At 44.9% G+C, this 16752-nt stretch carries 9 protein-coding genes; 4 read left to right on the top strand and 5 right to left on the bottom strand.

Annotated elements, in window-relative coordinates; genetic code table 11:
* Window positions 1-133 precede the first annotated feature (133 nt).
* Window positions 134-3274, top strand: a complete 3141-nt coding sequence (locus JFC06_RS09710) for an HD domain-containing protein (protein ID WP_198334893.1) — start codon at window positions 134-136, stop codon at window positions 3272-3274.
* An 84-nt stretch (window positions 3275-3358) separates the two neighbouring features.
* Here the strand turns inward: JFC06_RS09710 and purL are convergent, their stop codons facing one another.
* On the bottom strand, window positions 3359-7375 hold the full coding sequence (gene purL / locus JFC06_RS09705; protein ID WP_198334892.1) for a phosphoribosylformylglycinamidine synthase: 4017 nt from the start codon (window positions 7373-7375) through the stop codon (window positions 3359-3361).
* A 619-nt stretch (window positions 7376-7994) separates the two neighbouring features.
* Between purL and JFC06_RS09700 the strand changes: the two genes are divergently transcribed.
* Window positions 7995-8489 carry a pyridoxamine 5'-phosphate oxidase family protein gene (locus JFC06_RS09700; RefSeq protein ID WP_193006294.1) on the top strand — a complete coding sequence of 165 codons (495 nt, stop codon included), beginning with the start codon at window positions 7995-7997 and terminating at the stop codon, window positions 8487-8489.
* A 176-nt stretch (window positions 8490-8665) separates the two neighbouring features.
* On the opposite strand, the gene pgsA is transcribed toward JFC06_RS09700, so the two are convergent.
* From pgsA to acs, 4 genes are all read right to left on the bottom strand, one after another.
* Window positions 8666-9352, bottom strand: a complete 687-nt coding sequence (gene pgsA, locus JFC06_RS09695; protein ID WP_193006293.1) for a CDP-diacylglycerol--glycerol-3-phosphate 3-phosphatidyltransferase — start codon at window positions 9350-9352, stop codon at window positions 8666-8668.
* Between the two features lie 399 nt (window positions 9353-9751).
* On the bottom strand, window positions 9752-10213 hold the full coding sequence (locus JFC06_RS09690) for an MgtC/SapB family protein (RefSeq protein WP_198334891.1): 462 nt from the start codon (window positions 10211-10213) through the stop codon (window positions 9752-9754).
* Window positions 10214-10216: 3 nt separating this feature from the next.
* Window positions 10217-11476, bottom strand: a complete 1260-nt coding sequence (locus JFC06_RS09685; RefSeq protein WP_198334890.1) for an NAD(P)/FAD-dependent oxidoreductase — start codon at window positions 11474-11476, stop codon at window positions 10217-10219.
* 355 nt (window positions 11477-11831) lie between these two features.
* Window positions 11832-13793, bottom strand: coding sequence for an acetate--CoA ligase (gene acs / locus JFC06_RS09680; RefSeq protein ID WP_198334889.1), 1962 nt, complete (start codon window positions 13791-13793; stop codon window positions 11832-11834).
* A gap of 452 nt (window positions 13794-14245) precedes the next feature.
* Here acs and JFC06_RS09675 point away from each other — a divergent pair, with 452 nt between their 5' ends.
* Complete coding sequence (locus tag JFC06_RS09675; RefSeq protein ID WP_198334888.1) at window positions 14246-15529, top strand: BaiN/RdsA family NAD(P)/FAD-dependent oxidoreductase; 1284 nt, start codon at window positions 14246-14248, stop codon at window positions 15527-15529.
* 118 nt (window positions 15530-15647) lie between these two features.
* Window positions 15648-16646: a pirin family protein gene (locus JFC06_RS09670; protein WP_198334887.1), complete on the top strand. Its 999-nt coding sequence runs from the start codon at window positions 15648-15650 to the stop codon at window positions 16644-16646.
* Window positions 16647-16752 lie beyond the last annotated feature (106 nt).

Raw genomic sequence — 16752 nt, 5'->3', positions numbered from 1 at the left:
GAAGCGTTCAAAATATAAATAGTTGAATAAAAAGATTTTCATCCACTAATCATGCGTTTACGGTAGAATCAACCTATGTTTATAAGTGATATAAAACTCAAACGTCATATGTAGAAATTAAAAGGGACTTACGATGAGTGCAGGATTAATCAAGCATTTAAAAAGAAAAACCGAAGAAGATAGCAATACCAGAATCTTGATGTCGCAATGGGAGTTTGATGAAAAGCTCGTCGGTAAGTCGCTTGAAAATGTGGGGAGTTATTATCCGCACTTTAGTAGCCACAACGAATCGCACTCGCAGCAAATCCTCGTCAATGTCGAACGTCTACTTGGTAGCAATATTGAAAAGCTAACAGCAACAGATACATGGTTAATTCTAGAAGCGGCTTACTGGCATGATATCGGTATGTTGTTTAATGCTGATGAAGTTCAAGATGTAATTAAAAATGAGCATTTTAAAGACTACGTTGAAGATCTTGCTAATAACAATGTTCAAGACTTACATGAGTTTGCCAAAGTGTGGCATAACGACGGTTGGGAAGCTGCTCTTGTTCATTATGATAACCCATATAAAGGCGTTGAAAAATATCGTCAGATGGTTGCCGAATGGTATCGGCGTGACCACCCCGCCAACTCCGAAAGAGTCGTTTTAAAACCATTTGAAAAGCTAAATATTAGCTCTCCACGTACCGAGTTACTCCCAAACCGTATTTATCGGTATCTCGCTCAAATCTGTTTATCTCATGGTAAAAGTTTTAACTACGTCATGCAGGACTTACCTTTTCGCCAAACAGGTATGGGTACAGAAGATTGTCATCCTCGTTTCGTCGCTTGCTTACTCCGCTTAGGTGACTTGTTTGATATCGATGACAACCGCTTTTGCCCTGTTATGGCAAGACAAGTTGGTAATATGCCGTCTTTTAGCGAAACGCATAAACATAAGCATCAAGCTATTCGAGAATTTCAGCTATATAATGAAACGGTAAGCGTAACGGCTATTTGTAGTACTGAGATGGCATATATTGAATGTCGCAACTGGTTTGATTGGATTAAAGAAGAGATTCAAAATCAGATGTCACAATGGAAAAATATCGTCCCTAGTCGTGACTTCGGATTACTTCCAACTATTAATAAGCTTGATGTTGAGATGACTGACAAAAAAATTCTACTCAATGACAAGCCAATGAAGTTCTCACTAGATGAGCGTAGTGCTATTGAGCTATTACAGGGTAATAATCTATATAAAGATGACATGAGTATTTATCGAGAACTCATTCAGAATGCGATTGATGCCACGATGATTCGCGTTTGGTTAGAACATGGATCAGAGAGTTCTCAAGAACCTTTATCACCTAATGCAAACCCTTATGATGAAGGTACTCGTAAAATATTTGAAAAATACTCTATTGAGGTAGACTGCAAAAAAGTAGCCGATAACGATGATTCAACGTTATGGGAGTTTAGTATTAAAGACCATGGTATTGGTATTGCTCGTAAAGATCTTGAATATATGCAAAAAATAGCAGGCTCAAAGAACAATAAGGAAAAGCAGAAAATTATCCGCCAGATGCCAGCATGGATGCGCCCATCGGGAGAATTTGGCATTGGCCTTCACAGTGCTTTTCTACTTATGAAAGACTTACCAGTTGAAAAGCAAAAAATCCTCCTCTTTACGAAAAGCCGACTCACTCATGAAAGTTTAAAAATAGAACTAAACTCTCCTTTATCCGGAAAATCAGGTTACTGTTTTATAGAAGAAATAGATAATAGAGATAATTATGGAACTAAGCTAATAGTCAGTTTTGAATCGAAACGTCCAAAAGATATTACAAATGATAATTTATTAAAAAATGAAGATTCTATTTTTAATAAAAGAAACAGTATTAGTAATGCTAACAGTTTTAAATATTTTTATCAAAAAAATATATTTAGAGGCAGCTATCAAAGCTTTATCACTCTTTCCAAAATAAAAAGCATAATAAATACATCTTGCCTTCCTGTAATAGATATAAGGTTATCAAGAAATTTAGAAAATATTGATTCTACAATTGAAAAGCGGAGCAGTACGGACGATGTATATTACTGGGACGCAGATAACTCATCGAAGATTAGTGTAGAGGTATTAGATGCCTCAGAAAGATATAACTCTTGGCATTCTTCTAATATATTTTTTTACTATAAAGGTAGTTTCGTCTGTAGACTAGTATCAAACCATGGTATCAATATAAAAAACAATATCCACTTATGTGGTAACTTTAGATTTAGTATAGATATTTATGGTAATACTGCTAAAGAAATTTTAAATCTAAATAGAAGTGGTGCGAATAAAGAATATGAGGTAGCTAATATTTTTGAAAAGACTTTTGCAAACATGATAAATAATCCAGATAAGATAAACATTTCTCACGATATTAGTAAGGAACATAAAAAAAGCAAATATAGTATGTTATTTAAGTTGCTTGAATTAGAAATAAATCCTAACAATTTAGAAAATTCATGGAGAAACTATCTAATAGCTAGCAAAACAAAATTTTCTGACTTACTTAAATTAGAAAAATTTTCAACAAAGCCCTTATCACTAAAGTGTATACAAAAAATTCCTAACCTTGAAATAATAGAGTCTATAACCTTTGAAGATCTCTTACATATTGATTCATTTAGAAATATACTAGAAGAGAATGAGTTTAAATGTTTTATCTATAATACAAATGATTTTTCAAAAGATTATGGTAGTGAAGTTATATACTCAAAGGACAACTTAAGCACAAATGATTTTACTAAAATTCCTTTGGAAGGCAGTTCCTCGATCTATTTTAGATCTTTGAAAGATATTTTAGAATCACTAAATAAATCTTTGAAAAACTATTTCCTACAAAATCATAGAGATCATAGGGGTTATACAGTAAACTCAGCTTCCTTAGGGAATGAGCCTGAAATATATAATGTTAATAGATTATCTTCCTGCTTCTTTCCTAGAAATAAAGAAGAATTTCAAGATTTATTCCTTAATAAAGAAGATGATAAGTACTATATATTCCCATTTATACTATTTAGAGATTTATTGATTTTAACTCCTATAGAACAGCTATATAATAATTTTCATAATGATATTTCAATAAATAAAATCAAAATTCTTAATGATGAAATTTGTAAACATATTATTGATACAATCCAAAGAGATTATTTAGAATTATATGAGGCATATATTCGTGGAAAAAACTTTCAATCTATTGATTTAACCCCATTAGATAAAATTTTTGAACCAACCACTTAACCCAAATTCCAGACACAAAAAAGGTGAGCCGAAGCCCACCTTTTTTTATGCTTAAAACAATAATCTAAATAAAATCAGTCCATCTTAACGCAACCAAGCGCGAGCGTTACGGAACATACGCATCCACGCGCCGTCCTCATCCCACGCTTCTGGTTTCCAGCTGTGGTTATACGCACTCAAGTTACGCTCAGGGTGCGGCATCATGATAGTGACGCGACCGTCGGTACTACATAGACCCGTGACACCGCCGAGCGAACCGTTTGGATTGAGCGGGTACGTCTCAGTTGGATGGCCTTGGCTATCGACATAACGCATCGCTAGCTGACCGTGTTTTGCCATACCGTCGATCTCAGTACTGTCTAGCGTGGCATAGCCTTCACCATGAGCGATGGCGATTGGCAAGATGCTATCTTGCATGCCTTTAAATAGGATCGACTTGGTACGCTCGATTTTTACGTTGACCGTACGCGCTTCAAATCGTGCAGATTTATTAGCGATAAAACGTGGGAAATTTTCCGCGCCTGGGATCAGATCTTTGAGCTGCGCCATCATCTGACAACCGTTACAGACGCCAAGGCTAAAGGTATCAGGACGGGCAAAGAAGCGCACAAATTGCATACGCAGCTCGTCATGGAACAAGATAGAGTTCGCCCAGCCAGAGCCTGCGCCCAGTACGTCACCATAACTAAAACCACCACAAGCAACCAGACCGTCGAAGTCACGTAGATTGATACGACCGCTGAGCAAGTCGCTCATGTGGACGTCAACCGCTTCAAAACCAGCTTTGGTAAAGCCTGCTGCCATTTCTGTCTGACCATTAACGCCTTGCTCGCGCAAGATGGCGACTCTAGGTTTGTTTTCGCGGCTGTTTAAGTACGGCTCTTCCACTTTTTGATTCAGATCGTAGTTTGGCGCGGCGATAAGACCTTGATGGCTGGCATCGCTGATTAAGTCATATTCCTCTTGTACGCACGCTGGGTTATCACGGCGACGAGCGATCTGATAGCTGACCTGCGTCCATGCTTGCTGCAATTCGCTACGGCTAAAGCGTAAGGTGTCGTCACCCATGCGTGATGGCGTTTGGATAAGTAAACTGTCTTCTTCTGAGCTTTGACCCACAAGACTTAGCATATCACTGACATTGAACTCTTCTGCCAATTGCATGAGCGCCGCGACGTTTTCTGGTAATACTTGGATGACCGCGCCCAGCTCTTCACTGAACAGCTGACCGAGTAAATTGTCATCATTCAATGCCAGCTTGATGCCTTGGCGGCTGGTGAATTGCATCTCAGCGATGGTGGCAAGCAGGCCACCGTCACCGATATCATGATAGGCGCTGATGACGCCTTGCGCGTTACCCGCTTGGATAAAGTTAAAGAAGTCGATCAGGTCGCTTGGCTGCGCTAGATCTGGGCAGTCATTACCGAGTTGGCTAAGCGTTTGCGCGAGGATGGAGCCGCCCAGACGCAGCTTGCCTTTGGACAAGTCAATACGATAAAACGCGCTATCGCCGTTAATAAGCTCAGGCGTTAGGGTTTTTGCCACATCAACGACAGGGGCAAACGCGGTCACCACCAAGCTCATTGGCGACACGACTGATTTGTCTTGGTTTTGATTATCAGCGTCTTCGTCACTCCAGTTGGCACGCATCGATAGCGAGTCTTTCCCAACTGGGATCGCAATGCCAAGGGCTGGACACAGCTCTTCACCGACAGTATGAACGGCATCGAACAGTGCTGCGTCTTCTGCATCATCACCGCACGCCGCCATCCAGTTCGCTGACATGGTGATATCAGATAACTGGGCGATTCGCGCACCTGCGATATTGGTAATCGCTTCGCCCACGGCCAAACGCGCAGAGGCTTTTGGACTGATTAGCGCAACAGGCGTACGCTCACCGATACTCATCGCCTCACCGCTCATGGGCTGACCGTCAATCGCCATCAAACCAGAAGCGGTCACCGCGCAGTCCGAAACGGGCACTTGATAGCGACCCACGTACTGATCGCGCACGACCATACCCGTGATCGAGCGGTCACCAATGCTGATCAAGAAGGATTTGCTCGCCACGGTTGGATGACGCAATACATCAGTGATTGATTCGGCTAAGTTAACGTCGTCAAGCTCTAATGCTGGCAACGTGCTATCAGTACGCTCAAAGCTACGCTGCATTTTTGGCGTACCACCGAGCAGTACTTGCATTGGCATATCAACAGGCTGCTCAGGGAGCAATTCATCATTGACAACCAACTGACGGATGTCCGTCGCCTCGCCTAAGATCGCATACGGGCAGCGCTCACGGGCACAGATGGCATCGAACTGATCTTTGCTTTCTGGGCGAATCGCCAGCACATAACGCTCTTGCGCTTCGTTTGACCAGATGGCCATTGGCGACATGCCCGCTTCTAATGATGGGATCTTACGTAAGTTCAGATGCGCGCCCATTTCATGGTCATTGACCAGCTCTGGCATGGCATTCGATAGACCACCTGCTCCTACGTCATGTAGTGAGACAATTGGGTTGCCATCTTTACTGTTATTACTTACATCGACATCATTACCAGCTAGCGCCCAGCAGCGATCGATAACTTCTTGGCAACGACGCTCCATCTCAGCGTTGTCACGCTGCACTGAGGCAAAATCTAAGCCTTCATCAAGCTCACCACTATCAACTGACGAGGCTGCACCGCCGCCCAAACCAATCTGCATCGCGGGGCCACCAAGGACGATGAGCAGATCGCCTTTTTGGATGGCATTTTTTTCAATGAGGTTGCGTTTGATATTGCCGTAGCCACCTGCCAGCATGATGGGCTTGTGATAGCCACGCATCTCGCTGCCATCTTTATCTTTCGAGGTATCCAGCTGGAAGCTACGGAAGTAACCGCATAGGTTTGGACGGCCAAATTCGTTTGAGAAGTTGGCTGAACCTAATGGTGCTTCGGTCATAATCTCAAGACTGGTGGCCATACGATCAGGCGTACCATACGCTTGCGTACTCAGCTGACCTGACTGCTCCCACTTCTCGGCCAGCTCTGGAATGTGCAAATGTGACACGTGAAAGCCTGTCAGACCCGCTTTTGGCTTACCGCCGCGACCGGTTGCGCCCTCATCACGAATCTCACCGCCAGCACCCGTCGCTGCACCAGAATACGGCGCAATCGCTGTTGGGTGGTTGTGCGTCTCAACTTTCATCAAGATATCGATATTTTCTTGATGGAAGTTATAAGGATGGATCGAGCTGGCATCCGTCGCGTCCGTCGGGATAGGATAAAAACGCATACCATCAGAGCCAGCCATCACAGCGGCGTTGTCTTTATAAGCCGACAAGATGCCTTGCGGATTCGACTGGTAAGTGTTTTTGATCATCTGAAACAGAGACTTTGGCGCCGCCGTACCATCGATTGTCCACTGGGCATTGAATATCTTATGACGGCAATGCTCTGAGTTGGCCTGTGCAAACATCATCAGCTCAACGTCCGTTGGGTTACGACCCAACTCATTGACGTACGCATTCATCAGATAGTCGATGTCTTCAACTGATAGCGCAAAGCCAAATGCCGTGTTGGCTGACTCTAGCGCCGTACGACCTTGGCCGATGACATCGATATGATGGAGCGATGCTGGCGGCTCGTCATCAAACAGTTTATTCACGTCATTTAAGTCATAGACCAGACTTTGGGTCATACGATCAAACAATAATTGCTCAGCAGCAGCGGGCAGTTTTTTGTCAACCATACTATCGGCCGCTGTATTATCAAGCGTTAGCGTATAAACAATGACGCGCTCAACGCGATTGATCTTAATTTCACAGTTGTTAAAGATATCGGTCGCTTTACTGGCCCATGGCGAAATTGTGCCAAAACGCGGACTCACGATGACTTGTCGTTGGTTGTCTTGCGGCGCTGCAAGCTCAATACGGTCACGAATCTCAAACAAGTTCAACGCTTTTTTATGTTCATCACCAGAGAGCGTGCGTGATAGCACATATACCTGCTGCGTATGGATTTGGCTAACATTTAACTCGGTTTTTTGCTGAAATTGACTGATGAGTTGCTGCGTCTGAAAATCGGTAAGTAACGGTTGTCCGGCGATGGTCATCATAAAGGCATAATCCGTAAGATCAAGGCATCACTGCCATGCTAAGTAAATGGTCTGCGTATTATAACAAGAAGCCATATAAGAAGCAGGTCTAAACCAAGATAAATTGTTGAAAGGATCGTCGTCACGCCGCTATTTGATCCAAATAAAATACCTCAGTGCGCCTGCTTCATATGACGCTTGTTGTCATCCGTTTACACTAAATAAGTTCAGTCTATAAAAGCGTTTTACTGCTATAAGTTCTCTTAACTTGCGACGCTGTTGCAGGCAGAGATATAGAAAACTTCAACCAGCCGCCCTCACTCCTTTATTCAGGTACGCCGCCTGTAACCCTGAAGGCCCTTAAAGCTTAGGATTAAGGGGATGGCGTCACAATTTTTACTTAACCCTTATATTCCTTACAAACACTCACATCGCATTACTGGGCGCCTATATAAATAGCCCGCTACAAATCGGTATTCTAGAAGCCAGTTGCCGATGAGCTGTTTGTTTTTACTCTTTAAGTTTTTAACTTTGTTTTTAAATTTTAAGCCATTAGCACTTTTTTCTGAACAAAAATTATTTTTCTAAAGTATTCAGATTTAATGAACACCATCCAATCATTATAAAAAAGGAAGTTCCTATGAGTAGACAAGACCATATCGATAAAGTCCAAGAGTTGGTAAAAGACGTTAAGTTTGCCATGATGACCACTCGCACACACGAAGATCATTTACATGCTTGCCCGATGACGACGAGTGAGACCAGTCTTGGGGCAAAAGAGATTTGGTTCATCGGGGATAAAACGACTGAAACCGTCAAAGACATTAAGCAAAATCCGCAAGTGAACTTGGCGTATGTCAGTCAAGATGCCAAAGACTATGTCTCAATCAACGGTAAAGCAGAGCTGGTCGATGACCAAGACAAGCTTGATGAGCTATGGTCGCCAGTTTACAACGCTTTTTATGAGCAAGGTAAAGAAGACCCAAATGTCCAACTGATTAAAGTGGTGCCACACGGGGCAGAATACTGGCTCAGTGGCAGCTCGGTTGCCAATATGTTTAAAATGACCACGGCTGCGGTTATGGAAGGCAAAAAAGCGACCAACTTGGGTGAAAACAACTCAGTCACTCTTTAATCAGCTAAATAACTAAGTTGTAAATAAGTTAAGTAAGTTAGATAGCACTATTTTTTAGTCTAACGAAGTGAGATCTCATAAAAAACGCCAGTGGCTCATGCGACTGGCGTTTTCTCTTTTTCTCATATGATACTTTTTATTCTGCTCTCTTAACACTACGTCCCATCACCTTAGGGCTAGCCACTCTGCTTTAGATACGGCCATGCTGCTTTTAAGTAAATCAGCATTGACCACAAGGTGAGAATAACGGCTGCAACCATCAACACATAGCCAATCGTTTCAAGCGATTGCCAGTTGAGTAACAGTACGGTGATCGCTATCATTTGAAACGTCGTTTTAAGCTTGCCAACATAAGAGACGGCGACACTGGTACTTTTGCCCAACTCCGCCATCCATTCACGTAGCGCTGACACAGCAATCTCACGTGAAATAATCACAATGGCGGCTATCGCCATGATGATATTGGGATGCCATTGTACTAAGACAATCAGCGCTACCGCCACCATCAGCTTATCAGCGACCGGATCTAAGAAGCGGCCAAAGGCAGACACCACGTTTAGCTTACGGGCAAAATAGCCATCAAGCCAATCGGTAATGGCCGCAATGATAAAAACACCCGTCAATAGCAAATGGCGCAATAAGCTATCACTAAACTCACTCATGCCTACTCGAGCAATGACATTGTCTGAGATGGCAGGCATGCCAATCCCCATGGCAGGTGGCCAATAGGCAATCGCTACAAACAGCGGAATCATTAAGATACGTGCAATCGTGAGGTTATTAGGCAAATTAAAAATGCTTTTTTCACTTTGCCCTGGTAACGGTTTTTGCTCTGGCGTGTGCAGATGTGTACTCTCGGTCATGGCAAACCCAGTTTATAGTGGACGTAAGAATGTTGCTAGCTTAGCATTTTTCACAGATGCCGTCATGCCATCTCTGCATCTTCCTCAACACTAGCAATCTTGTGCAGCTTGTGTGGTTGCCGGATTTTTTCTTTAAAGCAGCCTTAACCGTTATTCTGTTTTAACCGCCATTTTCATCACTGATATCTATGACCCCCAGATGACCTCAATACAGTTGTACACTAGAACTTGTAAGCAGATGTAAGAATTTCTTGAATTCTGAGCGTTTGCCACTATCTTTACGGTAAGAATAATAAATTTTTATCTACTTACTTGTGGTTTTATCACCTGTTAAGTTTTCCTCAGTCCACAGTTCCTCCTCTGTGGGCTTTTTTTTGACTAAATTATGACTGTCAATCCTTAAGATTTTTTGTCCTCATTTCCCGTCTCCTGCAGTTTGTCGTCTTTCTTAAACGGTTCTGAAAATTGCAGGATTAAGAAGCCAACAACCGAGAGTATAATAGCAATCTCGTAACGATTGTATGCCACAGAAATACCGATAGCGCCCGTATTCCATAAACTGGCTGCCGTCGCTGTGCCCTTTGAGCCCTGTTCATTTTTAAAAATAGCCCCACCACCGATAAAGCCCATGCCCGTGATGATGGCATACATAATTCTCGCTTCACCTGCAGATTCATAAATATCCATACCCACCAGCATAAAGGCACATGAGGCGATGGTGACTAATGGAAATGTTCTGAGTCCTGCCCCATTGTCTTTCATCTCACGGTTCAGAGCGATCGGCAATGAGAGGATAAAGGCAACGCCCAGTTGAAAAAAGTGATAGCCCATCAGCTCTAAATCTATATCGAACCCAAACATGGTTTACCTCCCTTCCTTGACAGGCAGCATTGTCATTGTAGAAACCATGGCTTCTACCGTTTTTTGTGCCATCTGGTAGCCGCTTTCAATGTTGCCTTGCCCGCACCAATCACCACTCACGACCCAGTGATGCTCCTGATCCAGCAAAATGCCTAGCACTTCATCATTGTCTCGGCTGTCAGTCTCCAACATCGTTGCCGCATAACGCCAGCGATGACAGTCAATTTGAGTGGGCGCACTGTCAGCACTCCAATTTAGTGCTTGCTGTGCGGCTTGTAGTAGGTGCGCTTTTACCGCTTCAATATCATCATCGACATGCGCTTCTGACCAGTCATTACGGGCGTGAATAGTCATACTCGGTAGTAATTTATTATGCGCAGGCTTTTGGTGTTCGATAAATATTCTGTCTAGGGGCGAATCACTCACATAAGCCACATCCCAATTGGGCGTCTGATGGCTGATAGTCTGAGGCAATGGTTGCTCGTGATCCCAGCCTAACATTAAGGTATAGCACGCCAACATTTTCGGTTTAGAGATTTTTGTTTGCAGTCCAAAGCCACTATTTGCCATAAGCTCGGCAGCCTGTCCGTTAGGTACCGTACAAATGACCCAATCAAACCAGCCGAGACTGGCGCCACTGTCATCAAACAGTTCGGTTTTTTTATTCACACGGTCGTGGGCATCTTGATTCAATGGTGCAACACGCGTCTGAAATTTTATGGTGGTATGCACCAGTTCATCGGCTAATACTCGTCCCCAACTGGTCATTTTGGGCGTGCTGATATAGCGAGCTTGCGTGGTATTCCATTGCTCTTTATTTTGGATGTCAGGTGATTGAGTCTCGTCATTGAGGGGCGTTACGCTGACCACTTGCGCACACCACGGCTGTAGCAACCCAGTCTCTAACCAAGGCGCAATGAATTGCTGAAAACCAGCCGTCTTGGCAGTAAAAAACTGCGCGCCAAACGCCCACTGCCAATTTTGCGGACTACTAGTAGCTGTCTGGCTCTTGGTACGATAACGCGTCGCCAACCGCCCAACACTGCGTGACTTCTCAAAAATGGTAATTTGCGGAATGCGCGAGGTGGCTGGACTCTCTTTTGCTCTATAGTTTGCCCTATAGTTTGCCGTAGGGTTTTGAGGTTGGTCTTGTTTAAAGGCCCGCTCTAGTAAGGTGGCAGTAAATAGCCCCGTCAAACCCCCACCGATGATAGCGATTTTTGGTGAGGTGGTATCAGCAGGACGCGATGCATAATTGGACATAATGACAGTGGGCCTTATAAAGCATTGAGTAAAGTTGAATGTATAGTCAATTTCCTATAAGTCGGAAACGGTGTCAGACTCGATTAGTCTACTATTTGTAGTACCTTTACTCGTCTTTCTTGTATCCAACTTATATTGAAACGGCTATGGATAAAAATAGGTTTGCTTTACATAATATTGAACCTTGAAACCGCGGGTATAGCAATATCATCTACGTAAAAAAGCCATGCTATCGCTAGTAACATGGCTTTTTGAAGGTTAGCCGTGAGTCTTTAAGGCCATCTTTAATAGTCTTTAGCGACAGTTTTTAATAATAGCCTTTGATGATGTATAACCAAACTGTCAGCGACTTAGCCTACTCTCCACGCTCGGCCTTAACCACCTCGACCAGTTTATTAATCACCGAGCTATCAGCCAAAGTAGATAAATCGCCCAGCCCCACATATTGTCCCGCTGCCAGATTACGTAGGATACGGCGCATGATTTTCCCCGAGCGCGTTTTTGGGAGCGCATTGACAATATGAATCGTGTCTAGATTGGCAATCGGACCGATCTCAGCACGCACGTGTCGATTCAGCTCAGCCCTTAGTGACTCCGTCTCGTTTTCACCAGACTTTAGGATAATAAAAGCACAAATACCCGTACCGCGAATCTCATGTGGCATACCGACAATAGCGGCCTCAGCCGTAGCAGGGTGAGCGACCACGGCGCTTTCTATTTCTGCGGTACCCAGACGATGGCCTGAGACATTGAGCACATCATCCACCCGCCCCGTAATCCAGTAATGGCCATCTTCATCACGCTGGGCGCCATCACCCGTAAAATAAAAGCCTGGATACTCACTAAAGTAAGTCTGCAAAAAGCGCTCATGGTCATTGTAAATCGTTCGCATCTGTCCCGGCCAGCTACTATTAATTGCCAAGTTACCTTCAGCAGCGCCTTCTAATACCGTACCGTCGCGATCAATGATTTCTGGTTTGATACCATATAGTGGGTTCATCGCCGCGCCCGGTTTGAGAGCGACCGCCCCTGGAATCGGTGCCATTAGGATGCCGCCAGTTTCGGTCTGCCACCACGTATCGACGACAGGACAATGGCCATCGCCGACGACATGATAATACCAGTCCCAAGCCTCTGGATTAATCGGCTCACCGACTGACCCAAGCAAGCGTAGGCTTGAGCGATCCGACTCACGAACAAACGCATCGCCTTCTTTCATCATCGCTCGAATCGCCGTCGGTGCCGTGTATAAAATCGTGATATTGTGCTTATCAATAATATGGCCAACACGTGCCCACGTTGGATACTCTGGCACCCCCTCGAACATCACGGTCGTCGTGCCATTGGCAAGCGGCGCGTAGGTTGAGTAAGTATGGCCTGTGATCCAGCCTACATCTGCTGTACACCAGTAGACGTCATCGTCTTTGACATCAAAGACATCTCGGAAGCTTGAGAGGGCGTAAGTGATATAGCCACCAGTTGTATGCACCACGCCTTTAGGTTTGCCCGTAGAACCCGAGGTGTATAATAAAAACAACGGGTCTTCGGCATTCATGACTTCAGGCTCGCAATGTACGGATTCCCCATCCACCAAACTGTGATACCAAACGTCACGGCGGCCACTCATGGGGACAGAGTTACCCGTACGATGGACGACAATGACGTTGGTAACGCTGTCTGTACCATCCATATCTAATGCCCGATCGACATTGGCTTTGAGCGGCGTACGCTTGTTACCCCGTATGCCTTCATCAGCAGTGATGACGATTTTTGAGCGGCTGTCTATCAGGCGATTGCCCAAGCTCTCAGCAGAGAAACCCCCAAAAACCACGGAATGCACCGCGCCAATACGAGCACATGCCAGCATCGCAACCATCGCCTCCGGTATCATCGGCATATATAGCGTCACACGGTCGCCTTTTTTGACGCCAAGCTTGCGCATTGAGTTCCCTAAGCGGCAAACCGCTTCATGCAGCTCTTTAAAAGAGATAATTTTATGAAGTGAGGGATGATCCCCTTCCCAAATAATGGCGGGCTTGTAGGGATTTTTTTTGACATGTCGATCAAGACAGTTGGTAGAGATGTTTAACTCACCATCTTCAAACCATTTGATGCGAAAATCGTCTAAATCATAGTTCACATCGCGGATCTTGGTGGGTTTTTTTATCCAGTCAATCAGCTCGGCACGTTGCGCCCAAAAGGCTGCATTGGAGTCAGGCGATTCGATCGACTGCTGATACTCTGTGGCGTATTGTTCAGCTGGCATATTGGCAGCAGCGAGGAACTCGGCGGCAATAGGAAATGATTTCTGTGTCATAGTGCTCATCCTTTTTAATTATTACAAACTGTACTCACAACCGTCGATAACGACTGTCTGTACCGGTAATAAGAGTCATCTTCCATAACGTGTAACACCTATCAGTAGTGTGACAAATAAGCAGGATGGTTGCAAGACATCAACTGCCAATCATAACAATTTCACTGCACAGGTGTACACTTGGTAACGCGAGGCCACTTATGACCGTAGAACGAGGTTAAACACCTCCTTTACTTCGGCCTCAATATCGTGGCTACCGAGACTGAGTTGGGCTAACATTTGAATCTGGCAAATTTAACCCTTGTAACCTGATATGAAATATGGACAATAGCTACACAAACGTTATCGCTTAAAACGATCAACCCAATCTGATTTTTTAACGTAAGCAATGGTTAACATACGCCATTGGCTTTATTCTTACCTTTTTATACCTGTCATTTTACGAGACCACAATGAGTAATCATCACAACACCCCACCCCCCACTCACTATGATGTCATCATCATCGGCGCGGGCGCGTCTGGGTTATACTGTGCGCTCACTGCCGGTCGGCGTGGGCGGCGCGTTCTAGTGTTAGACCATGCCAATAAAGCCGGTAAAAAAATTCTCATGTCAGGTGGTGGCCGTTGTAATTTTACCAACTACTTTGTTGAGCCTGAGCACTTTATCGGCACCAACCCTCATTTCTGCAAATCTGCGCTCAGTCGTTATCCCAGTTGGGAGTTTATTGCTATGGTTGAGGGGCATAAGATCCCTTATCACGAGCGTGAACACGGACAACTGTTTTGTGATGATTCTGCACAAGATATTTTGACCATGCTGCTTGATGAATGCCGCGCAGTCGGTGTACAAGTACGGCTCAACACCAAAATTGACAGCGTCAACACTGTCGAGCGGGATAATACAACCCGTTTCCAGTTAGCCACCAGTAAGGCACTCAATAAAAAAGACATGGCGAGTGGGGCTAAATCCTCTCAAGTCAGCTATAGCTGTGAGTCGTTAGTCGTCGCTACGGGCGGACTCTCTATCCCCACCATGGGGGCAAGCGGTTTGGGTTATGAGCTGGCACAACAGTTTGGCCACACACTGATAGCCACTGACGCAAGCTTAGTACCCTTTACCTTTACCGATAAAACAGGCGAGCTGATTCGATCGCTAGCGGGTATTAGTCTGCCCGTGATTGCCAGTAACGAGCGCATCTCTTTTAAATTGCCATTGTTATTCACCCACCGCGGACTCTCGGGCCCTGCCATGCTACAGCTGTCAAACTACTGGCATACGGGCGAGAGCATCAGCATCAATTTACTACCAGACACCGATGTGACCGCGCTGCTGCTTGCGCACAAAAAATCGCACCCAAGACAACTGATTCGTACGGTACTGACCGAAAATACGAACAGCGCGCTACCCAAAAAACTACTGGCAGCACTGCAAACGCAACTATGGGACGATATAAAAGACACGGAACTTGCCAATATTAAAGATGAGCGGCTGCTTGAGCTGGGCACCACTCTCAACGGCTGGCAACTAAAACCTTCTGGTACAGAGGGCTATCGCACAGCGGAAGTGACGCGCGGCGGTGTCAAAACCGATGAGGTATCCTCTAAAACCATGCAAAGCAAATTGCAAGAGGGATTGTACTTTGTCGGCGAGGTGCTTGACGTTACAGGCTGGCTTGGCGGTTATAATTTTCAATGGGCGTGGGCAAGTGGTTTTGTCAGTGGTGAAGTCGTCTAACGCTAAAGCATGCATTGGTCATTGTAGAAAAAATAGAACATAAGTCGATTTTACTGTAGAATTACTAAATATTGTTGAGTTGTTGATATTTGTTTTACTTAGACTGATGAGATGAGCAATGCGTCCAATTAAAAATATACATGGTGACAAAGCGCCACACTGGGTAGGGGATGGTTTTTTTGTAAAAACCCTTATCAATCACATTGAGGATAACCCGAATTTTAATTATAGCCATACTGATCCATTTTTATTGTTCGATTATGGCACGCCGACCACCTTTGCACCCAACCCTCATTATCAGTCGCAGCCGCATGGCATCGGGCAGCACCCCCACAAAGGGTTTGAGACCGTCACCATTGCCTATTCAGGCGAAATCAGTCACGCAGACTCAACAGGTGGCCACGGTGATATTTTAGAAGGCGATGTACAGTGGATGACCGCAGGGCGCGGTATCTTGCATGAGGAGTTTCATTCAGAGGCGTTCGGTCAGCGCGGTGGCGTTTTTAGTATGGTGCAAATGTGGGTGAACCTGCCAAGCGCCCATAAGCTTACCGCGCCAAAGTATCAATCCATCAAGCGCGCCGAGATGCCTATCATCGAGCTGACAGACAGTAGTGACGCTGACCATCAAGCGCCGATTGGTCAGGCTGCTATCATCGCTGGCGACTGGCACGGCGTCACAGGGGCAGCCAGTACGTTTACGCCCATTAATGTGTGGGATATTGAGCTGCATACCGCTGGAGCGACGACCCTACACGTCCCCAGCACCCACAATACGCTCCTATTAGTGCAAGAAGGCGAATTGCTGGTCAATGGCACACGAGTGAGTGCAGGCCGTTTGATTCAATTTGCAGCGCCCCCTCAAAGCCGCCTAGACGCTCAAAAAAAGCCAGCCTCTGACGCATCTCGCCCTGCTACCGATACGATTGAGTTACATTACCCTCGTACCACTGCTGACGGGCAAACGCTAGCGCCTGTCAAGCTACTGTTGCTCAGCGGCGAACCTATTGGTGAACCAGTGGCCGGTCATGGCCCTTTTGTCATGAATACCCAAGAAGAGCTGCGCCAAACGTTTCGTGATTATCAAACGGGGAAGTTTGCAAACGAAGAAGTTTGATAGACGATCAATGTCTCTGTAAGTGTCTCTGCATAAGAAAAGCCCCCTAACTGAACTGACCCCCATAAGTTGGACACAACTTATGGGGTATTTTTATGCGTTACGA

The sequence above is a fragment of the Psychrobacter namhaensis genome (genome assembly GCF_016107545.1).
GTDB lineage: Bacteria > Pseudomonadota > Gammaproteobacteria > Pseudomonadales > Moraxellaceae > Psychrobacter > Psychrobacter namhaensis.
Note: the sequence above shows the minus strand (reverse complement) of the source record. Positions and strands in the feature narration are given on the sequence as shown.

Excerpts from the sequence above, each read along its gene's own strand:
- purL (WP_198334892.1), bottom strand. The coding sequence starts at position 7,375 with ATGATGACCATCGCCGGACAACCGTTACTTACCGATTTTCAGACGCAG.
- JFC06_RS09700 (WP_193006294.1), top strand. The coding sequence starts at position 7,995 with ATGAGTAGACAAGACCATATCGATAAAGTCCAAGAGTTGGTAAAAGAC.
- JFC06_RS09670 (WP_198334887.1), top strand. The coding sequence starts at position 15,648 with ATGCGTCCAATTAAAAATATACATGGTGACAAAGCGCCACACTGGGTA.
- JFC06_RS09710 (WP_198334893.1), top strand. The coding sequence starts at position 134 with ATGAGTGCAGGATTAATCAAGCATTTAAAAAGAAAAACCGAAGAAGAT.
- acs (WP_198334889.1), bottom strand. The coding sequence starts at position 13,793 with ATGACACAGAAATCATTTCCTATTGCCGCCGAGTTCCTCGCTGCTGCC.
- JFC06_RS09690 (WP_198334891.1), bottom strand. The coding sequence starts at position 10,213 with ATGTTTGGGTTCGATATAGATTTAGAGCTGATGGGCTATCACTTTTTT.
- pgsA (WP_193006293.1), bottom strand. The coding sequence starts at position 9,352 with ATGACCGAGAGTACACATCTGCACACGCCAGAGCAAAAACCGTTACCA.
- JFC06_RS09685 (WP_198334890.1), bottom strand. The coding sequence starts at position 11,476 with ATGTCCAATTATGCATCGCGTCCTGCTGATACCACCTCACCAAAAATC.
- JFC06_RS09675 (WP_198334888.1), top strand. The coding sequence starts at position 14,246 with ATGAGTAATCATCACAACACCCCACCCCCCACTCACTATGATGTCATC.